Here is a 26,382-nt window from a genome sequence, read left to right as displayed (position 1 = left end):
AGTTAAATCTGGAAAAAATCCATTTAGGGATTTATTTCTTTGATATTTATATAAAAGTATAGGTAAGCCTGAAAATATATTGTTTAATTTAAGAAAATCTGAATCGCGCATAAGAAATAGACTTGAAAAAAAGGCAGCTAAAAAACCATGAGGGAGTTACCACATAACCTACGTATTCAGTGACCATGTTCGATGGCTTTTTTCAGAAATTTGAAGCAAGCTATTGGGAATTTTAAAAATATAGCAATAAGCGTTTGAGAATACTGTCTACTCAATTGCAACTTTCAGAAATCGTGTTGATTGACATTTGGTATAAATACTCTTATTTCAATAATTTCAAAGCCTTCTTCTTTTTTATTAAGGCAAAATCAAGGTCAACTCTTTCGATATTTACCATGTTACCAGCAGATGGTTCATCTCATCAGAGCTCATTAATTGGCGCTGCATGCTTTACATTTTTCCTGGATGAAAGATTGTTAAAGTCATTATTTATGGATTGATTCAATTACGCTAACTGTATGCAAAAATCCGTGGATTCAACGGCATAAATCTCGAGCAGAGATTACAACCCGCGGCAAAAGCCCAATGGGATGGTTCTTTGGCTGTAAGCTATACTTAATCATGAATCAGTTATGAAATCCACTTGACTCTCTACATCGGATGAATATTACTTAAAGCAGCCTAATAAAATAGAGACTTTATTTAGCTTGTTAAAAGAAAAAATCATTTGGTGACGAGTAAAGCGAGAGGCATTGATGGGTATTTATCTGGAGTTTATGCATCGTTATGTGTCTATCAACTCTGTTATAAAAACAAGCCAGTGGTTCGTATTATGCAAACATTGGCTTAAACAGGATTCGGGTTGAGTAAAATTTTATTGCATGGAGTAGAGGCTTGATTGAAAGACGTAAAAAAACCGCCCGGAAGGGCGGTTTTTTTAAATCATTAATTCTTAAAGAATTAACGACCTTGGATGTCACGTTGAACTTCACCAGTGTAAAGCTGACGTGGACGACCGATTTTGTAAGGGCCGCTGTGCATTTCTAACCAGTGGCTGATCCAGCCAACTGTACGTGCAAGAGCGAAGATTACAGTAAACATTTCAGTCGGAATACCAATCGCTTTAAGGATGATACCTGAATAGAAGTCTACGTTAGGGTATAAGTTACGTTTGATGAAGTATTCATCAGACAACGCAATGCGTTCAAGTTCCATTGCAAGAGCAAGTTGTGGATCGTTGATACCAAGCGCACCAAGAACTTCATCACAAGTTTCTTTCATTACTTTCGCGCGTGGATCGAAGTTTTTATAAACTCGGTGACCGAAGCCCATAAGTTTAACTTCTTTAGTCTTCACTTTTTCCATGAAGCCCGCAACGTTTTCTACAGTGCCGATTTCATCAAGCATCTTAAGAACGGCTTCGTTCGCACCACCGTGAGCAGGACCCCAAAGTGCAGAGATACCCGCAGCGATACATGCGTAAGGGTTAGCACCAGTAGAACCGGCTAAACGTACTGTAGAAGTAGATGCGTTTTGTTCGTGGTCAGCATGAAGCGTGAAGATACGATCCATTGCTTTAGCAAGAATTGGGTTAACTTTGTAGTCTTTGTCTGCAGGAGTAGCAAACATCATGTACAAGAAGTTTTCAGCGTAGCTCAAGTCATTACGTGGGTAAACGAATGGTTGACCAACTGTATATTTGTAGCTCCAAGCTGCTAGCGTAGGAACTTTAGCAATCAAGCGGATTGCAGTAATTTCACGGTGGTTAACATCTTCGATGTCCAAGTTGTTGTGATAGAACGCAGAAAGCGCACCAACTACACCAACCATAATTGCCATCGGGTGAGCATCACGACGGAAACCATTGAAGAAACGGCTAACTTGGTCGTGAACCATAGTGTGGTTACGAACTTTAGCATCAAATTCTACTTTTTGTTCAGCTGTTGGAAGTTCGCCGTTTAACAATAAGTAGCAAGTTTCTAAATAGTCTGCTTTAGTTGCAAGCTGGTCGATTGGGTAACCGCGGTGTAGAAGAACACCTTTGTTACCATCGATGAATGTGATTTTAGATTCACATGCAGCTGTTGCCATAAAACCAGGATCAAAAGTAAAGTGACCTGCGGCCAACACATCTTTAACGTCGATTACATCTGGGCCCAATGTGCCGCTGTAAATTGGTAATTCAATTTCTTTGCCATCAAGCTGTAAAACGGCTTTTTTGCCAGTTGCTGCAGACATTCAATAGATCTCCTGTCCTGGTGAATGTTTTATCTGACTCGTAGTACTAATCTTTTAATGCGCGAATCAGACGGGTCAAAAATTTGCTATAAGATTAGTGAGTACTGAAATTTTGTCAATTATACTTATGGATAAAGCGACGCCCTCACCGGGGTTGGATCAAAAAAATCCAGTAGTCATGAGGAAAATATCAGTATCGACGCTGTATAATAAGTCAAATGAAAATAAGTTGCAGAAAAAAATATGCATGTTGTGGGAATTGTAGGCAATTTTTAATTCCTAAAAACTCTGATAGGTTCCGAATTTACGTCAAGCCTAATATTTTAAATTATTCTAATTTTCGTAACTTACATCTTTTTATTGTATTTTTTGCTGATTTTTTAGTCATAATTAAAAGCGATAAATGAAAAGTGAAATTAAGTTTGTTTGGTTAAAAAATAGCTGCCAAATATGTGCTGAAATGCCGGTTATTTGTCCAAATTGGATAAAATAAACCATAATTTTGCAGAAAAAATCAGCATGATTTTGCCATATAAAGAAGTTATGCACAGACTAAGTGGTTATTTCATTTCATGAAGTTGGATTGGTATAATTATTGTGAATACCATATATTTACAATGGAAATGAAAGTTGTTATAAATGATATAAATACAGCTAAGATTGTTGTAAAATATAATGATTCTTTGTTCATCTTTAGTCTAAATAAATAAATTTAATTCTCAAAGCTAAAAACGATAAATAAAATTTAATTTTATTTAATAAAAACCAAACATATAGCTCTGTTTTCTTAGATGTATTTTGTCTGCTTGCATTGGAGATTTTATGTTAATGATTCTTATTTGATGCTTTTTTATGGAAAAGCTAAATGTGACTGTTTGTATTTTGATAGTTCACGTTTTATAATTCAGTGTCGTTTTAAGTTTAGGTGTTACTGGATAGAGTAATTGCCTAAAAATGCTAGCTTTCCTTCGAATTAATTCCAACAAACTCCGGATGGAGTTTTTACTTACAGGATGCCCGCTGTGAAAAGCAACAGACCTGTCAATTTGTCCATGGGTCAAGTTTTAGAAGTAAACTTAAAATCCCCTGTGGCTATTGCATCAATTCTACACCGTCTCTCTGGTGTCATCGTATTTTTACTTGTACCGGTACTTTTGTGGCTTTTAGACAAATCATTGTCTTCTGCTGAAGGTTTTGCTGAAGTTCAGGCGATCTTTAGTGGCTTCATTGTGCGCTTTATCGTATGGGTATTTGTAGCCGGCTTACTTTTCCATTTTATTATGGGTATTAAGCATTTACTTGCTGATCTTGGTTTTGCTGAAGAACTGCAAAGTGGTCGTGTGGCAGCTACTATTTCATTGATCTTGGCTGCGATTTCGATTGTCGCATCATTTGTATGGATTGTTCTCTAATGAAAAGTGCTACAGGTTTAACGGGTTCAGGTTCTCGCGATTGGTATATCCAACGCGTAAGTGCTGTTGTATTAGCTGTTTATACTGTTGTGGTATTGGGTTGGATCCTTCTGAATGGCGGATTTAACTATGAACAATGGTTTGGCTTTATGATGACATTACCAATGAAGATTATGTCTTTATTGGCAGTCTTATCTCTTGTCGCACACGCTTGGATCGGTATGTGGCAGGTATTCACGGATTATGTGACTACTCGTCAAATGGGTCCTTCAGCTTCGGGCTTGCGTTTGGTGCTGACTTCAGCAGTGATTATTGCTGTATTTGCATATGCAATCTGGGCGATCCAGATTTTTTGGGCGAATTGATAGGAAAATATCATGGGCGCGATTAACCCTAAAGAAGATTACACAAATATTCCACACGAAACTTTCGATGCTGTCATCGTTGGTGGTGGTGGTTCAGGTATGCGCGCATCTTACCAGCTTGCTCAAGCAGGTTTGAAAGTTGCGGTACTGACTAAAGTGTTCCCAACACGTTCTCATACTGTAGCGGCACAGGGCGGTATTGGTGCATCTCTTGGTAATATGCAAGAAGATAACTGGCACTACCACTTCTATGACACGGTTAAAGGTTCTGACTGGTTGGGCGACCAAGACGCGATCGAATTTATGACGCGTGAGGCTCCACAAGTTGTTTATGAATTAGAACATTTGGGTATGCCATTCGACCGTAACGCAGACGGTACAATTTACCAACGTCCATTCGGCGGTCACTCTGCAAACTACGGTGAAAAAGCAGTTCCTCGTGCATGTGCTGCTGCCGACCGTACAGGTCACGCACTGCTTCACACGCTTTATCAAAGCAACGTGAAAATGGGTACGCAATTCTTCGTAGAATGGATCGCACTTGACCTGATCCGTAACGAAGCTGGTGATGTACTTGGTGTAACTGCTATTGACCAGGAAACTGGTAAAATTGCAGTATTCCAAGCGAAAGCGACATTATTCGCTACAGGTGGTGCAGGTCGTGTTTACCGTGCATCTACTAACGCATATATCAATACTGGTGACGGTCTTGGTATGGCAGCTCGTGCAGGTATTCCATTGCAAGATATGGAATTCTGGCAGTTCCACCCAACGGGTGTTGCGGGCGCAGGCGTATTGTTGACTGAAGGTTGTCGTGGTGAAGGTGCAATCCTTCGTAACAAAGACGGCGAACCGTTCATGGAACGTTATGCTCCAACTTTGAAAGACTTGGCGCCACGTGACTTCGTATCACGTTCTATGGACCAGGAAATCAAAGAAGGTCGTGGTTGTGGTCCCAAAGGTGACTACATTCTGCTTGATATGACGCACTTAGGTGCAGATACGATCATGAAACGTCTTCCATCTGTATTCGAGATTGGTAAGAAATTCGCGAACGTTGATATCACCAAAGAGCCGATTCCAGTAGTACCAACAATCCATTATCAAATGGGTGGTATTCCAACGAATATTCATGGTCAGGTTGTGGTTCCTGAATCTCGCGAAACAACTCCGCTTGAAGCACACTACAACAAAGATACTGATGTTTATTCTACAAATGCGGAAGGCCGTGACTTCACTAAGCCAGTGAAAGGTTTCTATGCAATTGGTGAATGTTCATGTGTATCTGTACATGGTGCGAACCGTTTAGGTACAAACTCATTGCTTGACTTGGTTGTATTCGGTAAAGCTGCTGGTCAACATATCATTGATTATGTGACTAAACATCATGGTGATGACTACCAACCGCTTCCTACGACTGTGCTTGAACAAACTGTTGAGCGTATTCGTAAATTGGATGAGTCAACTTCAGGTGAAAATGCTCAAGAAGTTGCTGATGCAATCCGTGACATCGTTCAAGACCACGCTGGTGTATTCCGTACATCTGCACTTCTTGAAGAAGGTGTGAAGCAAATTCTTGCGATTGAGCCACGTGTTCGTAACATTCACTTGAAAGACAAATCTAAAGTATTCAACACTGCACGTATTGAAGCTCTAGAAGTTGAGAACTTGTATGAAGTGGCGAAAGCAACACTGATTTCTGCTGCGGCTCGTAAAGAATGTCGTGGTGCGCATACAGTGGTAGATTTTGAATTGCCGCCAGAACATGCGGACTATCCATACGGTCGTCGTGATGATGAGTGGATGAAGCACACATTATGGTTCTCTGTTGATAACCATCTTGAGTACAAGCCAGTGCGTTATAAACCTTTATCGGTTGATGCAATTCCACCTAAACCACGTACATTCTAATAGGGAGAAGTAAGATGAGTAGAGGTACTCGTACATTTAATATCTACCGCTACGATCCTGATAAGGATAAAGCACCGTACATGCAAACTTTTAAACTTGAGTTGACAGACAAGCACCGTATGTTGCTTGATGCTCTTCTTGCTTTGAAAGTGCAGGACGAATCTTTAACGTTCCGTCGTTCATGTCGTGAAGGTATTTGTGGTTCTGATGGTGTGAACATTAATGGTAAAAACGGTTTGGCATGTCTGTGGAACCTGAACGATTTACCAGAAGTGATTACTGTTCGTCCACTTCCTGGTCTACCAGTGGTTAAAGACTTGGTTGTAGATATGAATCAGTTCTATGATCAGTACAATAAAATTCATCCGTTCTTGATCAACAACCAGCCTGCACCACCGAAAGAGCGTTTACAGTCTCCTGAAGAGCGTGAACACCTTGATGGTTTATATGAATGTATTCTTTGCGCATGTTGTTCGACTTCATGTCCGTCATTCTGGTGGAACCCTGACAAGTTCTTGGGTCCTTCAGCATTGTTGAATGCTTACCGCTTCATCATTGACTCGCGTGATACTGGAACACAAGAGCGTTTGGCTCGTCTTGACGATCCATTCTCGCTATTCCGTTGTAAAGGTATTATGAACTGTGTATCAGTTTGCCCTAAAGGTCTTAATCCAACTAAAGCTATCGGTCACATCCGTAGTATGTTGTTAGATCAAGCAGGTTAATCTGCTCCAGTTAAAAAAGCACACCTTAGGGTGTGCTTTTTTATGCTTTTAATAGTTGTAAGATAGGTAAGGAATACTAAATGGCTATATGAATAGACAGGAGTAGGGGTGTGAAGTGTTATTAAAAAATATATAATTGATTAAAGTAGAGACGGAATCTTGCTTAAAAGCGATCTAAGTGTGGTGGGATTGTTTGAGTGAGTGATTAAAGCACTAATTGTAGGCTTGAATCTGCAAAGTTGAGATTAAAATGTTATCATATAACGCATATAAAGAGAGCCAGTTTAAATATTGAGCTCTCTTTTGTTATATGTGTGGGCGTGGGGTAGGACTTTGGTCTAGATTGAATCTAATTATGAGATAAAGCACCATATGTTAGATGAAAATGGAGGATATGTATTTCGCTGAGTTATGAGAGGTATGTGTCAAAAAAATCAATTGCAACTGGAGAACATGTTACGATTTGGCACAAAGCTATATTTAAAAAAAGCACTGTATTTGCGTACATTTTTTCAACATCTGAAATTATGTATAAGGTTTATAAATAGATATAAATCGCTTTAGAAAAATTAAGTCGCGTAGTTATTTTTTCTAAGTCGATTTGCAAAAAATTGCTCGGTCTTGGTCGAGTATATATCAATGAGTGATGATGCCAATGGGGGCGTTATGATTCATTATTCACATTGGGTTATTCCTAATGTAGTGATCACGCCTCATGGCTTATGCCTTATGGGGACTAATGTCATATTACCAATTTGACATTATTAATCATGGGTTCGCTTAAAAAGCATCCTGAAAATGTTTTTGCAATAGGAAATGGGTCCACAAATGCAAGAAGTTGCTGACGCACTGCGTCTTGACACTGAACTTAGCGCTGACAGTGCAGCGTATATTGAAGAACTTTATGAGCAGTATTTGACGGCTCCAGATTCAGTAGGTGCTGACTGGCAGGAATACTTCGGTAAATTCCCTAAAGGTGATCAACCACATAGCAATGTACGTGAGCAATTCCTTTTATTAGGTCGCAACTCAAGTCGCGTTCAACCTGTAATTCAAAGTGCTGTAAGTTCTGAGCATGAGCGTCGTCAAATTGGCGTATTGCAACTAATTGCGGCTTATCGTAACCGTGGTCATCAAAAAGCAAAATTAGATCCACTAGGTTTGGCTAAGCGTGAAATCGTACCTGATCTTGATCTTGCTGCGCATGGTTTGACTCAATCTGATTTAGATACAGTATTTAACACAGGCAACCTTGCAATCGGTAAGAGTGAAGCAACTCTAGCTGAAATGGTTCAGGCGATGGAAGCAACTTATTGTGCTTCTATTGGTGCTGAATACATGCATATTGTTGATACCAAAGAAAAACGCTGGATTCAACAACGCCTTGAAAGTGCAAAAGGTCAATTTGGTTTCACTGCTGAGCAGAAAAAACACGTCTTAGAACGTCTGACAGCAGCTGAAGGTCTGGAAAAATACCTTGGTAATAAATACGTTGGTGCAAAACGCTTTGGTGTAGAAGGTGGTGAATCCTTCATCCCGATGGTGAATGAACTGATTCAACGTGCAGGCTCTGTAGGCTGTAAAGAAGTTGTAATCGGTATGCCGCACCGTGGCCGTTTGAACTTGCTGGTCAACATTATGGGTAAAAACCCGGCTGACCTGTTTGGTGAGTTTGAAGGTAAATCACTGCACAAAAAAGGTTCTGGTGACGTTAAATATCACCAAGGTTTCTCATCTAACGTGATGACTCCAGGTGGCGAAGTGCACTTGGCATTGGCATTTAACCCTTCACACTTGGAAATCGTTGGACCTGTAGTTGAAGGTTCTGTACGTGCACGTCAAGTCCGTCGCAAAGACATTGGTGGTGATGATGTATTGCCAATCATTGTTCATGGTGATGCAGCATTTGCAGGTCAAGGTGTAAACCAAGAAACCTTCCAGATGTCACAAACACGTGGTTATACTGTAGGTGGTACAGTTCACATCGTTGTTAACAACCAGGTGGGCTTCACAACTTCTGACCCACGTGATGCACGTTCTACAGAATACTGTACTGATATCGCGAAAATGATTCAGGCACCGATCTTCCATGTCAATGGTGATGATCCTGAAGCTGTATTGTTTGTTTCTCAATTGGCACATGACTTCCGTCATACTTTCCGTAAAGACGTTGTAATTGACATGTTCTGTTACCGTCGTCGTGGTCACAACGAAGCGGATGAGCCAGCTGCAACTCAACCAATGATGTATCAAGTGATTAACAAAAAAGCGACGACTCGTACGCTTTATGCTGACCAACTTGTACAACAAAATGTTCTGGATCGCGCTGCTGCTGATGCAATGGTTGAACAATACCGTTCAGACCTTGAAGCAGGCAAGCATGTTGCCAATGCATTGGTACTTGAACCAAATACCAAAATGTTTGTCGACTGGTCTCCATACTTGGGTCACGAGTACACAGACGTATGGGATACATCATTCCCAATCGAACGCTTGAAAGAACTCGGTACTAAAATGCGTGAGCTTCCAGAAGGCTTCGTTATGCAGCGTCAGGTTGCAAAAGTGATTGATGATCGCTTGAAAATGCAAACTGGTGAAATGCCGCTGAACTGGGGGGCTGCAGAAACTTTAGCGTATGCAACTATTCTGGATGAAGGCTTCCTGGTTCGTTTAACTGGTGAAGACGTCGGTCGTGGTACTTTCTCACACCGTCATGCGAAATTGCATAACCAGGTAGACGGTTCAACTTACATTCCATTATGTAACTTGAAAGAAAACCAGCCACGTACAGCAATTTATGACTCTTTATTGTCAGAAATGGCGGTACTTGCATTTGAATACGGTTATGCAACGACTCTTCCTAAGAGCTTGATTATCTGGGAAGCTCAGTTCGGTGACTTCGCTAACTGTGCGCAAGTTGTAATTGACCAGTTCATCGCATCTGGTGAAACTAAATGGGAACGCGTATGTGGTTTAACTATGCTTCTTCCACATGGTTTTGAAGGTCAAGGTCCAGAGCATTCATCTGCACGTTTAGAACGTTTCTTACAGCTTTGTGCTGAAGACAACATGCAGGTGATGACACCGACTACGCCAGCGCAAATTTTCCATGCGATGCGTCGTCAAGCACTTCGTCCAATCCGCAAACCAATGATCATCATGTCACCGAAGTCATTGCTTCGTCACAAACTTGCAACCTCTACGCTTGAAGAGCTTGCAAATGGTTCATTCCAGACTGTGATTGACGAAATCGACAACATCAACAAGTCTGATGTAACTCGTCTGGTGCTTTGTGGTGGTAAGGTTTATTACGATTTACTTGAAAAACGTCGTGAACAGGAATTAAACAACACTGCAATCGTTCGTATTGAACAATTGTACCCATATCCAGAACAACGTATTGCTGAAGTACTTGCTTCTTATCCAAATCTAAAAGAAGTGGTTTGGACTCAAGAAGAGCCGAAAAACCAAGGTGCTTGGTTATTCATTGCTCCTCGTTTATATGACGATGTAATGAAAACAGGTAAACAGGTACGTGTTAGCTACGCAGGTCGTCCAGCTTCTGCTGCGCCAGCTTGCGGTTCACCATATTTGCATGCAAAACAACAAGCTCAGCTGGTAAATGACGCATTAGCGATTGCAGCTGAACAATCAGGAGATTCTAAGTAATGGCAACCGAAATTAAAGCACCGGTATTCCCAGAGTCAGTTGCAGACGGTACGATTGCAACTTGGCACAAACAACCAGGTGAAGCTGTATCACGTGATGAAGTGATCTGCGATATTGAAACTGATAAAGTTGTTTTAGAAGTTGTTGCTCCTGCTGACGGTACAATTGCATCAATCATTAAAAATGAAGGTGATACAGTTCTTTCAGCTGAAGTGATTGCACAGTTTGAAGAGGGCGCAGTTTCTGGCGCTGCTCAAACTCAAGCGGTTCAATCTGAAGAAAAAGTTGAACAAGCGGCTGCACAAACTCAAGCGGGTAATGCACCTGTTGTTGAGCGTGCTCAACCTGTTGCTGATCAAGCTCCAGCAGTGCGTAAAGCATTGACTGAAACTGGTATTGCAGCGAGCGATGTAGCTGGTACTGGTCGCGGTGGCCGCATCACTAAAGAAGATGTTGCAAGCCATCAAGCTAAACCGGCTGCTCCTGCTGCTGCGCCGTTAAGCGTTGCTGTTGGTGAACGTATCGAAAAACGTGTTCCTATGACTCGTCTTCGTAAACGTGTTGCTGAACGTTTACTTGCTGCAACTCAATCAACAGCAATGTTGACTACGTTCAACGAAGTGAACATGAAACCAATCATGGAAATGCGTGCTCAATATAAAGATGCATTTGAAAAGCGTCATGGTGCACGTTTAGGCTTCATGTCATTCTTCGTTAAAGCAGCGACTGAAGCACTTAAACGCTATCCAGCTGTAAATGCTTCTATCGATGGTGATGACATTGTTTATCACGGTTACTATGACATCGGTGTAGCTGTATCAAGCGACCGTGGTCTAGTGGTTCCTGTATTACGTGATACTGACCGTATGAACTATGCTGAAGTAGAAAACGGTATTCGCGCTTATGCTGTTAAGGCACGTGACGGTAAGTTGGGCATTGAAGACATGACTGGCGGTACGTTCACTATTACTAACGGCGGTACTTTCGGTTCATTGCTTTCTACCCCAATTTTGAACACACCACAAACTGCAATCTTGGGTATGCACAAAATCCAAGACCGTCCTATGGCAGTTAATGGTCAAGTAGAAATCTTGCCAATGATGTATCTAGCACTTTCTTATGACCACCGTTTAATTGATGGTAAAGAAGCTGTAGGTTTCCTTGTAGCAATCAAAGAATTGTTAGAAGAGCCTGCTCGTCTTATCCTTGATCTTTAATTCTTTAGAATAAATCCATGGGCTTAGAGCGATCCTCTAAGCCCATTTTTGGAGAGCATAATGTCTCAACAATTTGATTTAGTAGTAATTGGCGGTGGACCAGGTGGTTATGAAGCGGCAATTCGTGCAGCTCAACTTGGTTTTAAAGTTGCGTGTATCGAAAAACGTATTCATAAAGGCAAACCTTCTTTAGGTGGTACTTGCTTAAACGTGGGTTGTATCCCGTCTAAGGCATTACTTGATTCTTCACACCGTTATGAAGACACCGTAAAACATTTAGATGATCACGGTATTACCACTGGTGAAGTAAGTTTCGACTTGTCTAAGCTTCTTGCACGTAAAGATAAAATCGTGGACCAGTTGACTGGCGGTATTGACCAGTTATTAAAAGGTAACGGTGTTGAGTGGTTAAAAGGTACTGGTAAATTACTGGCAGGTAAAAAAGTTGAGTTCGTTTCTCACGAAGGTGAAACTCAAGTTTTAGAGCCTAAGTATGTCATTCTTGCCACTGGTTCCGTGCCAGTAAATATTCCTGTAGCTCCTGTTGATCAAGACATCATTGTTGATTCAACAGGCGCGCTTGAATTCCCAGAAGTGCCTAAACGTTTAGGTGTCATTGGTGCAGGCGTGATTGGTCTTGAGCTTGGTTCAGTATGGCGTCGTTTAGGTGCAGAAGTTGTTGTATTTGAAGCAATGGATGCATTCTTGCCAATGGCTGATAAAGCATTGGCAAAAGACTTCCAGAAACTGTTAACTAAACAAGGTCTTGATATCCGTGTAGGCGCGAAAGTGTCTGGTACTGAAATTAACGGTCGTGAAGTGACTGTTAAGTACACTCAAGGCGGTGAAGACAAAGAGCAAACTTTCGATAAGTTGATCGTTTGTGTAGGCCGTCGTGCTTATGCGGAAGGTTTATTGGCAGATGATTGTGGCATTAAACTGACTGAACGCGGTCTGGTTGAAGTGAACGATTGGTGTGCGACTTCTGTGGAAGGCGTATATGCAATTGGTGACTTGGTACGTGGTCCAATGCTTGCACACAAAGCAATGGAAGAAGGCGTAATGGCTGTAGAGCGTATTCACGGTCATGCTGCACAAGTGAACTACGACACGATTATTTCTGTTATCTATACTCACCCGGAAGCAGCGTGGGTCGGTTTAACAGAAGAGCAAGCCAAAGAAAAAGGCCACGAAGTTAAAACTGGTCAATTCGGTTTTGCTGTAAATGGCCGTGCTTTAGCTGCGGGCGAAGGTGCTGGTTTCGTGAAGTTTGTTGCTGATGCAAAAACTGACCGTTTACTTGGTATGCATGTGATTGGACCAGCTGCGTCTGATATTGTACACCAAGGTATGATTGCACTTGAGTTTGTATCTTCAGTTGAAGATTTACAGTTGATGACTTTTGGTCATCCAACCTTCTCTGAAGTGGTTCATGAAGCTGCACTTGCAGTAGATGGACGAGCGATTCACGCGATTCAACGTAAGCGTAAGTAAGACAAAAAAGAGCGGCTTAGGTCGCTCTTTTTACATTTGATAGTTGTTTTTATTAGAACAATCATCTAAAAATAAAGATAAGAATCATTTTAAGTTCTCAAAATACCAATATTGATTGATGTGAACCAAAAGATATTGGTGAATGTAATAACAAAGTCAAATAAGTACTAAAAGGTTGTTCAATGAATTTACATGAGTATCAAGCAAAAACATTATTAAAAAAATATGGGATGCCGGTTCAAGAGGGCATCTTGACAACAAATGCAGAAGAAACCGTAAAAGCTTTTGAGCAGCTTGGTGGTAAATTTGCAGTACTCAAAGCTCAAGTCCATGCCGGGGGACGCGGTAAGGCTGGTGGGGTAAAAGTCGTGAAGTCTGCACAAGAAGCTGCAGACTATGCCAATCAGATCATTGGTACTCGTTTAGTGACTTATCAGACGGATGCCAATGGACAACCAGTCAACAGCATTTTAGTCTCTGAAGATGTTTATCCAGTTGAACGCGAGCTGTATCTTGGTGCAGTCGTCGACCGTTCCAGCCGTCGTGTAACTTTTATGGCATCGACTGAAGGTGGGGTCGAAATTGAAAAAGTGGCTGAAGAAACCCCAGAAAAAATTATAAAAGTCGAAGTCGATCCATTGGTTGGACTGATGCCATTTCAAGCTCGTGAAGTGGCTTTTGCTCTTCATTTGAAAGATGGTCAGATCAATCAGTTTGTCAAAATTATGACCGCAGCTTATCAGGCATTTATTGAAAATGATTTTGCCCTATTTGAGATTAACCCACTTTCAGTTCGTGAAAATGGTGACATCTTATGTGTGGATGCCAAAGTCGGGATCGACTCTAACGCCTTATACCGTTTACCCGAAATTGTAGCGATGCGTGACAAGTCTCAGGAAAATGAACGCGAATTAAAAGCTTCAGAACATGACCTGAATTATGTAGCCTTAAAAGGTAACATTGGATGTATGGTCAATGGAGCGGGGCTTGCTATGGCAACTATGGACATCATCAAACTGTATGGTGGTCAGCCTGCGAACTTCCTTGATGTTGGCGGTGGTGCAACCAAAGAGCGCGTCATTGAAGCATTTAAAATTATTTTGGCAGACAGCTCGGTACAAGGGGTTTTAATTAATATTTTTGGTGGAATTGTACGTTGTGACATGATTGCTGAAGCCATTATTGCAGCGGTCCAGGAAGTTCACGTAACCGTGTCGGTCGTTGTGCGTTTGGAAGGAAATAACGCAGAACTGGGTGCCAGGTTATTGGATGAATCTGGACTCACGTTAATCTCTGCATCAGGTTTAGCTGATGCAGCAGAAAAAATTGTTGCTGCGGTAAAAGCTTAAGGAGTATCAATCATGAGCGTATTAATTAATAAAGACACCAAAGTATTGGTACAAGGTTTTACCGGTAAAAATGGTACGTTTCACTCAGAGCAAGCATTGGCTTATGGCACTAAAGTTGTCGGTGGTGTAACGCCAGGTAAGGGGGGGCAAATCCATTTAAACCTACCTGTATTCAACACCATGAAAGATGCAGTCAAAGAAACAGGCGCAGATGCCTCGGTCATTTATGTACCTGCACCATTTGTATTGGATTCAATTGTAGAGGCAGTAGATTCTGGGATTGAACTTATTGTTGTAATTACTGAAGGTGTGCCGACTTTAGATATGTTAAAGGCCAAGCGTTATCTTGAAACCAATGGTAATGGTGCGCGTTTAATCGGTCCAAACTGTCCGGGTATTATTACCCCAGGAGAATGTAAAATCGGCATTATGCCAGGACATATTCATCAGCCAGGTAAAATCGGAATTATCTCACGTTCGGGTACACTAACCTATGAAGCTGTAGCTCAGACTACAAAGCTCGGTTTAGGTCAGTCAACCTGTATTGGCATTGGGGGAGACCCAATTCCAGGCATGAACCAGATTGATTGCTTGAAGTTATTCCAAGAAGACCCGCAGACCGAAGCCATTATCATGATTGGTGAAATTGGCGGTACCGCAGAAGAGGAAGCAGCTGAATATATTCAGTCTCATGTCACCAAGCCAGTTGTGGGCTATATTGCAGGTGTGACTGCACCAAAAGGTAAGCGTATGGGGCATGCAGGTGCAATTATTTCTGGCGGTAAGGGTACAGCAGAAGAAAAATTTGCAGCCTTTGAAAAAGCGGGTATGGCTTATACGCGTAGTCCTGCAGAGCTCGGATCAACCATGCTAGAAGTTTTAAAACGCCAAAACCTGGCCTGAGTCAATCAATAAACTTGAAAGCTCTCAATTGAGGGCTTTTTATTTTATGGTCTTTGATAAGCAGGGTATCTGACATTGAAAAAACTTCATATAAAAAATGAGAAACTAGACTTTTTGCAAAATCACTTTTTTAATCATTTCAATATTGTAAATTGCAGCAATCAAATTCAGACTTAAACCCATACTTTTACATCGACTACAGTAAAGTGTAGCAAGAGTTTTGAAGAATCTTTAATTTACCATTTACCTGCTCAATTCGAATACGATGTTCGCCCATTTCTCGATTAATCTGCTTATGTAAGAAAGTTAATGGGTTGTTTTACTTGCTGAGAATGTGGTCGGAGTCTGATCCCTAATCGGCTTAAAATTGGTTACTCTTTATCAATAAGTATAAGGGTTTGATATCTCAGCTTCTTGTGCTGATCTTTAGACAATGAAAATCATGTGTACTTCCTTATGCAAGACCTATTGGAATCATCTGCATCGTTTCATCATGAATTTTCAGTTGAGCTTTAATCGTATGGCATTTTTTCTTAGCACTATAGAATTTTTTCCGCTTTTTGGGGAATGCTTCATTGCCATCTCAGTGGCATCAACAATAACAACCTCCCCATCTAAGCCTTCACTATGAGATAATTTCCTAGGTAAATGAAAATTATCAGATTTTATTAAAATATTTTCGATCTTTTGGATGATTCCACATGCATTAGACGCATGTATTCCATGGCTCATAGCGACATGAAAAAGTGTTTGATATTTATGCCAATAACTTAGACTCATGAATGGTTAATCTTTGGGTAAAAGGCTAAAAGGTCTGCCTCGTCCGGTATTTGCTTGGCTTATTTTTAATACTTCGAGCACTTCTAAAAAAATTCTAGGTTGTATTCCAATAAGTCATTTGAATTGACTGCTTAATAATATTTTAACTTTTGAATATTTTATGTTCCTATAATAATAGAAAATATCTTTTCTGTATGAATAAAAATACTCAACTTATTGAGCATTTTTGATTGATACAAGATATTTATTTTGAGTAATAATGTTTTTATAAAGTGGTTAAGATGAAGGATTATATAAAAAAATTAATTATTAAATAAATAAAATATTGCTGTTAAAATAATTTTATAAGATAAAAAACTAATATATTTCACAATTAAAATAATGTGATATTTATCGCATAAAATAATAAAAACACAAAATTATACACAATATTTTTGTTAATACGGTCTTTTATTTATATATTGTGGATTACAATGTGACCATTAATAACAATGAATAAAGAATATTTTAATTATGAACTTTAATCTCACTATACTATCGATCTCCTGTGGGACTTTACTGTTTTCTACATTGTCATTCGCAGAATTGATCTATAAAGACGTTGTTGATCAACAACGTGAAAAAATTGTACCTTTAATTAAACAAGGCCAGGTGGATACTGGATTACAAAAACTCAGGCAATTATTGGGGCACTATCCCAATAATCAAAAATTGATTGCTGATTTTGTAGTAATGGCTTATGAAAATAAAAAATTTGCAGAATCAGATATTCGCTACCTGAAGGGTATTCAAAGTCAGCAATTTCCAGACTATGGAAAAATATATGTTATTAAGGCATTACGCGACTTAAAAAAATTTGAGCTTGCAGAAAACTGGGCCAAAAACTTTGCCAAAACCGATTCTAATCAACAATGGATCGTGTGGGCAGGAATATTACAAGCAGAAGCCGGTAAAAAGGCTCAGGCGAAAAAAACCCTTTCTCAAGTTGATATTAATCAAGTCGAAGCAGATTATTTAGCACAGCTTTCCTATACTTACCGGATACTAGATATGCCTGTTGAGGCATTGAATACGGCTAATCTGGCTCTTGAAAAGAGCAAGGACATGGGTACAGAGGAACAGTATGCATTAGCATTGCTGAATAATGCAGATTACGCTAATGCGGAAAACTTTATACAAAACAGTAACTCATTAAAAGAGAATACTGATCTCAGAGCCAATGCCAAAATTAGTGAATTTTCTCAGCGGATTCAAAATGCTGTGGAATATTATAAACTTTCAATTTATCGAGGACGAAAACAGCCGTACCAGCAACTCGATGAAGTGCTTGCAGATATGGAGCAATACGAATCACAATTGCCGAATGATCCGAGTTGGAAACGCCGTTTTTATTATGAATACATCTATGCCTTAAACGAGCGAAATCGCTCTAAAAAAGTTTTTGAAAAAATTTCAAAAACAGGAGTGCCTCTAGAACAGATGCCTCCTTATGTGCGTCAAGCGATTGCTGATGCCTATTTCAAAAATTTACAGCCTGAAATAGCTGAAAAAATTTATAAAAGCTTATTGAATGAAAAGAACTATGCTCATTTTGAGCTATATGCAGGCTTGTATTACTCATTAATTGAACAAGAGAAATATAAGGAAGCTGATCAATTACTCAAAACGATGGACAAGGCATTACCTACTTTCCAATACAGTAATGCTAAAGGTGTGGATAAGGTTACCCATGATGATCGGAGTGAATATTTAGCTTTAGTCGGGCTTAACTACGCCTATCGTCAAGAATATGCCAAAGCAGAACAATACTATGAACAATTAATTGCAAAAGCACCGAATAACGTTCTTTTTCAAAATAATCGCGCATTCATTCAACTTTTGCGTGAAAACCCACAGCGTGCAGAATGGATTGTATCTCAATGGGATGGAGTCATACCTGTAGATGAAGGCATCCGGATCCGTCATTTAGAAAATCTGCGAGCTTTGGAAAATATCCAGCAATGGCGTCTGCAAAGTACTGAACTCATGCAAACCATGCCTGAAGATACGACCGTAATAAAAAATAAAAAACAGCTTGATGACCGTAATCATGCCTCTATTCAACATCAGAGTAACTTTTCAGAAAGTGATTCCGATAACTCGACTTTACTTAATCGTTTGAAGGGGAACCGTGAGCAGGATCATTTTACCCGCATTCACAGCCCATGGTTTTTTGATAATTATCGTACTTATGTAGATCACAGTTTTCGTTCTGGTGAATATGATACGGGCACAATTGAAGATCAACGCGTAGGTTTGGGACTTGAATGGGCATCACGTCGTAAAGCAGTGAATATCATGTTGTCTCAGAGTATCGATAATCCACAAGATCAAGACCGTTTTGGGATCAAGGCCAATTGGTCACAATGGCTGAATGATCATTGGCAGTATGCATTCGGATTTAATAGTCAGGCAGATATTCCATTACAGGCCATCCGAAAGGGCAATGAAGGTAAATCTTATACTTTTGATTTGAATTGGCAACAGCATGAATCTCGTAAGGCGGGTCTGGTCTATCAGTTAACTGATATTGATGATGATAATACACGCCAAGAGGTTTCGGCATACCTTAAACAGCAGATTTTCCAGGCTCCGCATCATATTACCAGTTTGACTTTAGCGGGTTATTACAGCCAGAACAAAGATGTCATTGTGGACTATTTCAATCCTGAAGAAAGTTATAGTGCAGAGTTGCATTTACAGCATGAGTGGATTACGTGGCGGAGATATGACCGCAATTTTACTCAAAATTTTGAAGCTACCGTTGGGACTTTTGGACAAGATAATTATTCCGCGAAGCCAATTTATAACGTTTTTTATGGACATGATTGGCAGGTTTCCCGGACTTGGAGTCTGAACTATGGCATAGGATGGGGAACTCATCCTTATGATGGTGAAGATGAAGAAAAAACTTATGCAACAGTGGGCTTTAAAGGAATTTTTTAATGAAACAAGTGATGAAAACCTTACTTTCTGCTGTCATGGTAACGGTCTTCGCCGTTCCTGCGACGGGTTTTACGCAAAATATAACCAAAAATACCACTGAAATACCTGATAACTTATTTGTTACCATTACTTTTCATGATGTTCGAGATGACGTTGCCCGTGAAGGAGATCGGGATCTTTATGCAATCAGTACTAAAAATTTAGGACGCTATTTTGCCTGGCTAAAACAGGAAGGCTGGCAAACCATCAGTTTGCAAGATGTATGGGATGCTCGGCAAAAGAAAAAGAAATTACCAAAAAAATCAGTGTTATTGACCTTTGATGATGGCGCACTCAGTAGTTATACCCGGGTTTTTCCATTATTGAAACAGTATAAATATTTCGCTGCTTTTGCTATTCCGACGAGCTGGATTAACGGGAATACCAAAGATGCTTATGAAGCCTATGGTCAAAATAGCTTAATGTCTTGGGATCAAATGCGTGAAATGCAGCGCTCAGGCCTGGTAGAGTTTGTTTCACATTCGGATAATATGCATAAGGGCATACTTGCCAATCCACAACAAAGTATGCAGCCTGCAGCAATTACACGTCAATTTTTACCAAAATATCAACGTTATGAATCTGATCAAGCTTATCAAAATAGGGTTGTAGAAGACTTACAACAATCCAAGAAAATTTTAGACACTGAATTGGGAATAGATACACGCGCGATATTCTGGCCTTATGGGGCGGTGACCAAGGAAAGCGAAGAACTTGCAGAAAAAGCTGGTTTGCCTATGTCATTTAGCTTGGGCAGTATGTCAACCCTTGCTGATTCGGGGCAAACCTATCAACGTGCCCTAGTAATGAATAATCCAACCCCCGAAATGCTGCATGCAGAAATGCTGGATTTTTTAACTTTTGCAAGCGATATCCACAAACAGCGTAGAAGTTATATCCGTTTTGATTTGGCTGAAATGGTCAGTCCCAATGACAAAATTTTTGATCAAAAACTGGGGCAATTCTTAGATCAGATTAGTGCATTACAAACCAATACTATTTTATTAAAAACTGTAGCGGATGAAAATGGGGACGGAAAAATAGATGTTGCCTATTTTCCTAATCGTCAACTGGGTATGCGTAAGGATTTATTAAATCGTACAGTTTGGCAAGCACGCACCCGTGTGGGTAATCGGGTGTATGCTGAATTACCGATCAGTTTACAAACGAAACAGGGACTCAATTTTGCAGATCTTACTGCGGAATTAGTTAAGTATAATTCTTCAGTTGAAGGTGTAATGATCGATATTGGAGATGAGCTCGACTGCGCGATACAGAAAAAGACTTGGGATGGGGAATGCGCTGAAAAAATAAAACAGGTTTTTGATATAAAAGATCAAGCTAAAAAACAGGCAAAATATTACACCAATATCAGTAATAATTATCAAACTGTTTTGAAAATCACCTTAAAGGATAAGCATGTAGATGGATTAATGCCTTTGATGGAATATAGTTTAAATAATAATGATTTTCTTTATATTGAATTTGATCCGGTGAAAGATTCTGGAATATTTAAAACTTTAGAAAAACAACTGGAAAAATTAAACAGTATACAAAAACAGTATTTAATCGTGAGTTTTACAGTAAATCCGAATGGGAAAAGAAGTGATTGGAAAGAATATTCACAATATTATCAGGAATTAAAAAAATTATCCGTACAAAAAATTGGGATTAATAATTATCAGTTGAAGGCTGGACAGCAAGTTCAGGGACATCTTTACCAAGATCTAAGTATTAATACCAGTCCACTCACTTATCGTAATCCATATGAAAATAATACTGCGAAGGGGAGGAAATAATGACTGACTCAAGTTTATTTCAAATGAGTGATGTGTATTTTGGCTTTGCTTTTTTCTACCCATTATTTATGGCTTGGCTTTGGATTGCTGGGGGAATCTGGTTCTATTTAAAACATGAACGCAAGCAACCATCGTTACCTCATCCTAGCGAACATGGATGCAGTATTATTATTCCTTGTTTTAATGAGGCAGCACAGGTTAGGGATACCATAAAGTTTGCCATGCAAACGCAGTATCCGGATTTTGAAGTCATTGCGGTCAATGATGGTAGTCGAGATAAGACTGCTGAAATTCTAGACGAGCTTTTGCAAAAATATCCGAAACTCAGGGTTGTCCATTTGGCTGAAAATCAGGGCAAGGCCTATGCTTTACGTGCCGGTGCAATGGTGAGTCAAAATGAATATCTGGTTTGTATAGATGGTGATGCCTTAATCCATCCTCATGCAGTGTTATGGATGATGCATCATTTAACAAAATATCCACGGGTTGGGGCAGTCACGGGGAATCCACGTATTTTGAACCGCTCCAGTATTTTGGGCAAAATTCAGGTGGGTGAATTCTCTTCTATTATTGGATTAATTAAACGTGCACAACGTACCTATGGACGCATCTTTACTGTTTCCGGTGCAATCGTTGGTTTTCGTAAAACGGCACTAGACCGGATAGGATATTGGCGCGATGACATGATCACGGAGGATATCGATGTATCATGGCGCTTACAGTTCGATCATTGGGACTTGCAATATGTCCCAAGAGCATTGTGCTATATCTATATGCCTGAAACCTTCAACGGCTTGTGGAAACAGCGTTTGCGTTGGGCACAAGGAGGAGTGGAGGTTTTATTTGCTTATTTACCAAACTTATTTAGGTGGAATCGACGCCGTATGTGGCCTATTGCACTAGAGTCTATTATCAGTGTGGTTTGGGCATATGTGATGTTCGGTATTATTATCTTATATCTATATGGCCTATTTTTTTCTTTACCCGGAGAGTGGGCGATTCAATCTCTCTTTCCACAATGGTACGGGATTATTCTGGGTTTAACTTGCCTGATTCAATTCTTTGTTAGCTTATATATTGATAAACCCTATGATAAAGCCCGAATCTTCAGAAACTATTTTTGGGTCATTTGGTATCCACTGTTCTTCTGGATTCTGACTATGCTGACGACTGTGGTTGCATTACCTAAAACGATTTTCAAGACTCAAAAACGTGCACGCTGGGTAAGCCCAGATCGTGGATTTAGAGGAGAGCCAGAAAATGACTAAAGTCTATAAATATTATTTAATTGAAGATGAATCAAAATTAGAACTACCAGCGTACATTGATCAACCTGAATATGTACGTAATAAAAGCTTGGGTTACAGTCTGCAAATCGTGGGTTGGTTTATGTTTATGTGGTTATTTATGCCAGTGTTGACCCTATTTTTATGGTGGTTTGAAAGTCAAACCATTTATCAGCAACTGGTCATACAAGCTCAACCCAATAGCCAGTTAAGTTTATTGAACCTTGTAGTAATGATTTTAAGCTTTATTGGCGTGCTATTGCTTTGGGCAACTTATAACTGGGCCCGCTTTTCAGGTAAGGATCGTAGAAAAGCTCCATTAGCGGTCGCGGTACCCCAACTTGCCAGCAGTTTTAAGGTGAATACGGCAGATATTATCAATATGCAACAGGCCAGAAATTTAACCCTTTATTATAATAATAAAGGGTTACTGGAATTTTTTGAGACTAATCACCAGTTAAAAAAGCGGATTTCAGCTTAGAAGGTTGAGGATGTTCCTGTACAAAATCATCGGGGTAATAACCAATATGTTTTACCCCGTGTTTTTCTAAAAACTTGATGGTATCCACAATTTCTTCGGTGGAAAGCTGTTGATTGTTTCGCCAATTCAATGCTTGCAGTTCAAAGATGGTATGACTCAAATCAGGGTCGTATTTTTTTGACTGTTGTATGAGGTCGAAATAGAATTGTTGATGGTCATCCGCTTCTTCCATATAAGGCATTGCCATAATGGCATTGTAGTCATAATATTGATAAGTACTTGGCATGGATTGACTAAACCAGTTTTCACTATGAGGCTCTAATACTACGGGTGCATACATATTACGTGCAGTCAGTAGATGAGGCTGTTGTTGTTTAATGATTTTGCTAATACCTGCGGCAAACTGATCCAGATATGCCGTTTTAAATTTGGCAAATTGTAATTGTTTAGATTGTCGTGGTTGTTTTAATAATTGATCTGCACTAAATCCCCAAGCCTGATATATACTCTGTGCTGGAGCAGAGCTGTCTTCATAATCATTCAGCGTGACATCATCATGGTAGAGCACACCATCTACCGCATTTGATTTGAAAAAATCTAAATAAATCTCAGAAACATATTGCAGGTTTTTTGGATCAAATGGGGATACCCGAATATAGCCCTGTTTTCCGCCTTCATTATGTGAAACATAAGTCAGTTTGTAATTTTTGGGAAACTCCCACGCCATTAAGGGCAACCAGGCATAAATATGCTTGACCTGGGTCTTGCTACGAATCTGGCTGACAAGAAGAGGAAAAAGATTGTCTCTGGTCGGGATGTGGCGGTTTTTAAAGTACACCTGATTGGCTGAACCATTGGCATCGGGATCGGCAAAGGCTTGCAAGAAAATGGTATTGGGTTGAATCTTGTTAATACGTTGTAATAAAGCCTGAAGATTTTCTTGCTGCTGTTCTTTATTTTTATCATATACATAGTCAATATCGATATGCATGATACGCATCTGATCGATTTTTCTGATTTTTTTTAATGGCGGCGCAACTGATTTTTGTGTCATATTTTGCTGCACAATTGCATCAATAGGATGGGGCTTGATCTGTACGAAATCTGCAGCCTGTGTAGCTAATGGCAGACAGGTTAAGCTCCAACAAAGACAATGGCTAAGCCTGCTCTGGTATAAATTTTTTAAATTATTCATTATTATACTCACATTTCTTGGTTATAGAGTTTTAAAAAATATCAATGGGTTGTTTTATTATTAGCTCATCCTGTTAAAGGGTGATCAGGCATGAATCAAATCATCAATCAGCAGCTTTTTCATTTTAAATAACGTTGCTTGTGCATGAGAATTCTGCTTAACAATCTCGCCTAAATTTTCAGGGTGAATTTTCCAGCTCACCCCAAACTGGTCTTTACACCAGCTAGATTGGCTCTCGATTCCTTTTAGCGTGATGCTATTCCAGTCATAATCAATCTCGGTCTGATTTTCGCATTCAATGATTTTTGCTTTTGCCGTATATTCGTTTGTGGCAATCATGTGACTATACGGAAGACTAGAGTAATACCATTCACAGGCTGCTTTGGCATTTTTTCCAAACCACAGGCAAGGATAAATAGAGGTCGTCATTATTATGCTCTATATAGGTCATATAAACAGATAATGTAGCGCTCTACCAGCATGACTCAAGTGAGTTTGTGCAGGCTAATTGTTTAAAATTGATTCAATTTAAATGAAAAATGCAGCCGATGAGACTGCATTTTTTAGCTGGTAAAAATTTATCTAGATTCAATCATTTGTGATATTAAGACTTGATGAATCGGTTAATGGACTAGCTTTAATATTTTATCTTAAATGGACCAAGCTGCATGGCAGCTATCTTAAATAAGCACGATTAAAGTAAACAGGTTTGAATACGCACTTTCATGTTCAATGCCTGTTGCAGAATAAAGGCTTTCATCCAGTTGACCTGTTGTCCCATCGGATTGGTTTTGATGGCTGTCTTCAAGAAATCCAAGTTGGCCTGATTGAACAGTTGTGTTTCAATGGCCTGTTCAAGCTGAGCACTACTGGCTGTCATGGGCAGGCTCACCAGATAAAATGCCTTGGGATAGTTATAAAAGGCATACAACAAGTTAAAGGCTTTTTGATCGGCCTTAAGATTGCCTGCACCAATTTCATAACTGCGATCCTGATTGCTATGAGTGACACCAATCAAAAAATCAAAATGATTATCCGAAAGTCTTAGTCCAAATTGCAGCCCAATCTGGTCAGCGGTAAGTTCATGTTGCACAAAATTATTCAGGATGGAGCCATCCTCTCCCCAAGGTTCTTGCAGCACCAGTAAATGTGGATTGTGCTGATAGATGTGGCCTGCAAGCTGTGCTTGTTCCAGGCTGGATTTCACGGATTCAATAGTACGGTCTGGCATAGGTATAATTCAAAAGAATACAGGAGATGGGAGAAAGTTTAGTTACTCTATGCAATTTTCAGCATGAATTACATAGATGTTTTAGAGGAATTAACAATCAGATTAGATTTTGTACATTTTAATGTTGGCTTGTGGTAAGGGTTATCTCTGAATACAATAATAGATCATCATTTAAGTAAATTATTAATAAAAACTTATACTCTTTATTAGTTAAGCTTTATATGACAAATATGCATATTAATATAATAAAACAAGCAATAGATGTGATAACTAAATCTCTATAATGAATATATATATTTTTAAAAGTGTAATAAGTACACGTTGATCTGAGCTGGTGTTGTCAATGTCCATAACTGAGGAAAGACTTACTCATCTTAAACAGCTTGAAGCTGAGAGTATTCACATTATTCGTGAAGTGGCTGCCGAATTTGAAAATCCGGTCATGTTGTATTCTATTGGTAAAGATTCTGCAGTGATGCTGCATCTTGCTTTAAAAGCCTTTTATCCTGCAAAACTTCCATTCCCGCTATTGCATGTCGATACAGGCTGGAAATTCAAAGATATGATCACGTTCCGCGATAACATGGCGAAAACCCATGGTTTCGATTTGATCGTGCATCAGAACAAAGAAGGCGTTGAAGCAGGAATCAATCCGTTTGATCATGGTAGTTCTAAATATACTGACATCATGAAAACCCAGGGCTTAAAACAGGCTTTGGATAAATACGGTTTTGATGCTGCCTTTGGCGGTGCGCGCCGTGATGAAGAAAAATCACGTGCCAAAGAACGTGTTTACTCGTTCCGTGACAGTAAACACCGTTGGGATCCTAAAAACCAGCGTCCTGAGCTTTGGAACCTTTACAACGGTAAAGTAAACAAAGGCGAAAGTATTCGTGTGTTCCCGTTATCAAACTGGACTGAGCTTGATATCTGGCAATACATCTATTTGGAAAGTATTCCATTAGTACCACTTTATTTGGCTGCAGAACGTCCTGTAGTGGAACGCAGTGGCACACTGATTATGATTGATGATGAACGTATGCCTCTACAAGAGGGCGAAGTTCCACAAATGAAATCGGTACGTTTCCGTACTTTAGGTTGTTACCCACTTACGGGTGCAGTTGAATCAACTGCCAATACCTTGCCGGAAATTATCCAAGAGATGCTCTTGGCGACCAGCTCAGAACGTCAAGGTCGTATGATTGACCATGATGAAGCAGGCTCGATGGAGAAGAAAAAGCAGGAAGGTTACTTCTAATTTTTCGATCTGAACCCGATTTCTAAAGTATGTGGAGTTTGAGCG

At 39.7% G+C, this 26,382-nt stretch carries 19 protein-coding genes and 1 pseudogene; 15 read left to right on the top strand and 5 right to left on the bottom strand.

Annotated features, from left to right (window positions below):
* Positions 1-185 precede the first annotated feature (185 nt).
* Positions 186-850, top strand: a pseudogene (locus ABJ384_RS10810) (transposase).
* 110 nt (positions 851-960) lie between these two features.
* Here the strand turns inward: ABJ384_RS10810 and gltA are convergent.
* The gene (gene gltA, locus ABJ384_RS10805; RefSeq protein ID WP_086196825.1) at positions 961-2,238 is read right to left on the bottom strand and encodes a citrate synthase; all 1,278 of its coding nucleotides are present in this window, start codon (positions 2,236-2,238) and stop codon (positions 961-963) included.
* A 1,013-nt stretch (positions 2,239-3,251) separates the two neighbouring features.
* On the opposite strand from gltA, the gene sdhC reads away from it, so the two are divergent.
* The 9 genes from sdhC (at position 3,252) to sucD (ending at position 15,283) form a co-directional block, all read left to right on the top strand.
* Positions 3,252-3,650: a succinate dehydrogenase, cytochrome b556 subunit gene (gene sdhC, locus ABJ384_RS10800; protein ID WP_131273317.1), complete on the top strand. Its 399-nt coding sequence runs from the start codon at positions 3,252-3,254 to the stop codon at positions 3,648-3,650.
* Positions 3,650-4,015: a succinate dehydrogenase, hydrophobic membrane anchor protein gene (gene sdhD / locus ABJ384_RS10795; RefSeq protein ID WP_180042367.1), complete on the top strand. Its 366-nt coding sequence runs from the start codon at positions 3,650-3,652 to the stop codon at positions 4,013-4,015. Before sdhC ends, sdhD begins: the two co-directional genes overlap by 1 nt.
* Before the next feature lie 12 nt (positions 4,016-4,027).
* The gene (locus tag ABJ384_RS10790) at positions 4,028-5,926 is read left to right on the top strand and encodes an FAD-binding protein (protein WP_086196823.1); all 1,899 of its coding nucleotides are present in this window, start codon (positions 4,028-4,030) and stop codon (positions 5,924-5,926) included.
* A gap of 14 nt (positions 5,927-5,940) precedes the next feature.
* Positions 5,941-6,651 carry a succinate dehydrogenase iron-sulfur subunit gene (locus ABJ384_RS10785; protein ID WP_086196822.1) on the top strand — a complete coding sequence of 237 codons (711 nt, stop codon included), beginning with the start codon at positions 5,941-5,943 and terminating at the stop codon, positions 6,649-6,651.
* A gap of 828 nt (positions 6,652-7,479) precedes the next feature.
* Positions 7,480-10,320, top strand: coding sequence for a 2-oxoglutarate dehydrogenase E1 component (locus ABJ384_RS10780; protein ID WP_086196928.1), 2,841 nt, complete (start codon positions 7,480-7,482; stop codon positions 10,318-10,320).
* Positions 10,320-11,537 (top strand): 2-oxoglutarate dehydrogenase complex dihydrolipoyllysine-residue succinyltransferase, encoded by a 1,218-nt coding sequence (gene odhB, locus ABJ384_RS10775; protein WP_349927266.1) that lies wholly within the window; start codon positions 10,320-10,322, stop codon positions 11,535-11,537. Before ABJ384_RS10780 ends, odhB begins: the two co-directional genes overlap by 1 nt.
* Before the next feature lie 60 nt (positions 11,538-11,597).
* Positions 11,598-13,031 (top strand): dihydrolipoyl dehydrogenase, encoded by a 1,434-nt coding sequence (gene lpdA / locus ABJ384_RS10770; RefSeq protein WP_180042363.1) that lies wholly within the window; start codon positions 11,598-11,600, stop codon positions 13,029-13,031.
* 182 nt (positions 13,032-13,213) lie between these two features.
* Entirely contained in the window at positions 13,214-14,380 is a 1,167-nt protein-coding gene (gene sucC, locus ABJ384_RS10765) for an ADP-forming succinate--CoA ligase subunit beta (RefSeq protein ID WP_349927264.1), read from the top strand.
* Between the two features lie 12 nt (positions 14,381-14,392).
* Complete coding sequence (gene sucD, locus ABJ384_RS10760; RefSeq protein WP_349927263.1) at positions 14,393-15,283, top strand: succinate--CoA ligase subunit alpha; 891 nt, start codon at positions 14,393-14,395, stop codon at positions 15,281-15,283.
* A gap of 501 nt (positions 15,284-15,784) precedes the next feature.
* Here sucD and ABJ384_RS10755 read toward each other — a convergent pair.
* A complete protein-coding gene (locus tag ABJ384_RS10755; protein WP_349927261.1) occupies positions 15,785-16,063 on the bottom strand; it encodes a transposase family protein in 279 nt (92 codons plus the stop codon).
* A gap of 513 nt (positions 16,064-16,576) precedes the next feature.
* Here ABJ384_RS10755 and pgaA point away from each other — a divergent pair.
* The 4 genes from pgaA to pgaD are packed head-to-tail and all read left to right on the top strand — an operon-like array spanning position 16,577 to position 22,653.
* Positions 16,577-19,048: a poly-beta-1,6 N-acetyl-D-glucosamine export porin PgaA gene (pgaA, locus tag ABJ384_RS10750; RefSeq protein WP_349927259.1), complete on the top strand. Its 2,472-nt coding sequence runs from the start codon at positions 16,577-16,579 to the stop codon at positions 19,046-19,048.
* Complete coding sequence (gene pgaB, locus ABJ384_RS10745) at positions 19,048-20,886, top strand: poly-beta-1,6-N-acetyl-D-glucosamine N-deacetylase PgaB (protein ID WP_166170353.1); 1,839 nt, start codon at positions 19,048-19,050, stop codon at positions 20,884-20,886. Before pgaA ends, pgaB (ABJ384_RS10745) begins: the two co-directional genes overlap by 1 nt.
* Positions 20,886-22,154: a poly-beta-1,6-N-acetyl-D-glucosamine synthase gene (pgaC, locus tag ABJ384_RS10740; protein ID WP_166170351.1), complete on the top strand. Its 1,269-nt coding sequence runs from the start codon at positions 20,886-20,888 to the stop codon at positions 22,152-22,154. Before pgaB (ABJ384_RS10745) ends, pgaC begins: the two co-directional genes overlap by 1 nt.
* On the top strand, positions 22,147-22,653 hold the full coding sequence (gene pgaD / locus ABJ384_RS10735; protein WP_086196814.1) for a poly-beta-1,6-N-acetyl-D-glucosamine biosynthesis protein PgaD: 507 nt from the start codon (positions 22,147-22,149) through the stop codon (positions 22,651-22,653). Before pgaC ends, pgaD begins: the two co-directional genes overlap by 8 nt.
* Here pgaD and pgaB (ABJ384_RS10730) read toward each other — a convergent pair.
* The 3 genes from pgaB (ABJ384_RS10730) to ABJ384_RS10720 all read right to left on the bottom strand — a co-directional run bounded on the left by pgaB (ABJ384_RS10730) (position 22,619) and on the right by ABJ384_RS10720 (position 25,079).
* Entirely contained in the window at positions 22,619-23,848 is a 1,230-nt protein-coding gene (gene pgaB / locus ABJ384_RS10730; RefSeq protein WP_349927254.1) for a poly-beta-1,6-N-acetyl-D-glucosamine N-deacetylase PgaB, read from the bottom strand. The genes pgaD and pgaB (ABJ384_RS10730) overlap by 35 nt on opposite strands.
* A gap of 84 nt (positions 23,849-23,932) precedes the next feature.
* Positions 23,933-24,277: a VOC family protein gene (locus ABJ384_RS10725; RefSeq protein WP_349927252.1), complete on the bottom strand. Its 345-nt coding sequence runs from the start codon at positions 24,275-24,277 to the stop codon at positions 23,933-23,935.
* Positions 24,278-24,542: 265 nt separating this feature from the next.
* Positions 24,543-25,079 (bottom strand): hypothetical protein, encoded by a 537-nt coding sequence (locus ABJ384_RS10720; RefSeq protein WP_166170346.1) that lies wholly within the window; start codon positions 25,077-25,079, stop codon positions 24,543-24,545.
* A 349-nt stretch (positions 25,080-25,428) separates the two neighbouring features.
* Here ABJ384_RS10720 and cysD point away from each other — a divergent pair, with 349 nt between their 5' ends.
* Positions 25,429-26,337 (top strand): sulfate adenylyltransferase subunit CysD, encoded by a 909-nt coding sequence (cysD, locus tag ABJ384_RS10715; RefSeq protein WP_349929742.1) that lies wholly within the window; start codon positions 25,429-25,431, stop codon positions 26,335-26,337.
* Positions 26,338-26,382: the final 45 nt, after the last annotated feature.

The organism is Acinetobacter sp. A1-4-2, from assembly GCF_040233925.1.
Lineage (GTDB): Bacteria > Pseudomonadota > Gammaproteobacteria > Pseudomonadales > Moraxellaceae > Acinetobacter.
Note: the sequence above shows the minus strand (reverse complement) of the source record. Positions and strands in the feature narration are given on the sequence as shown.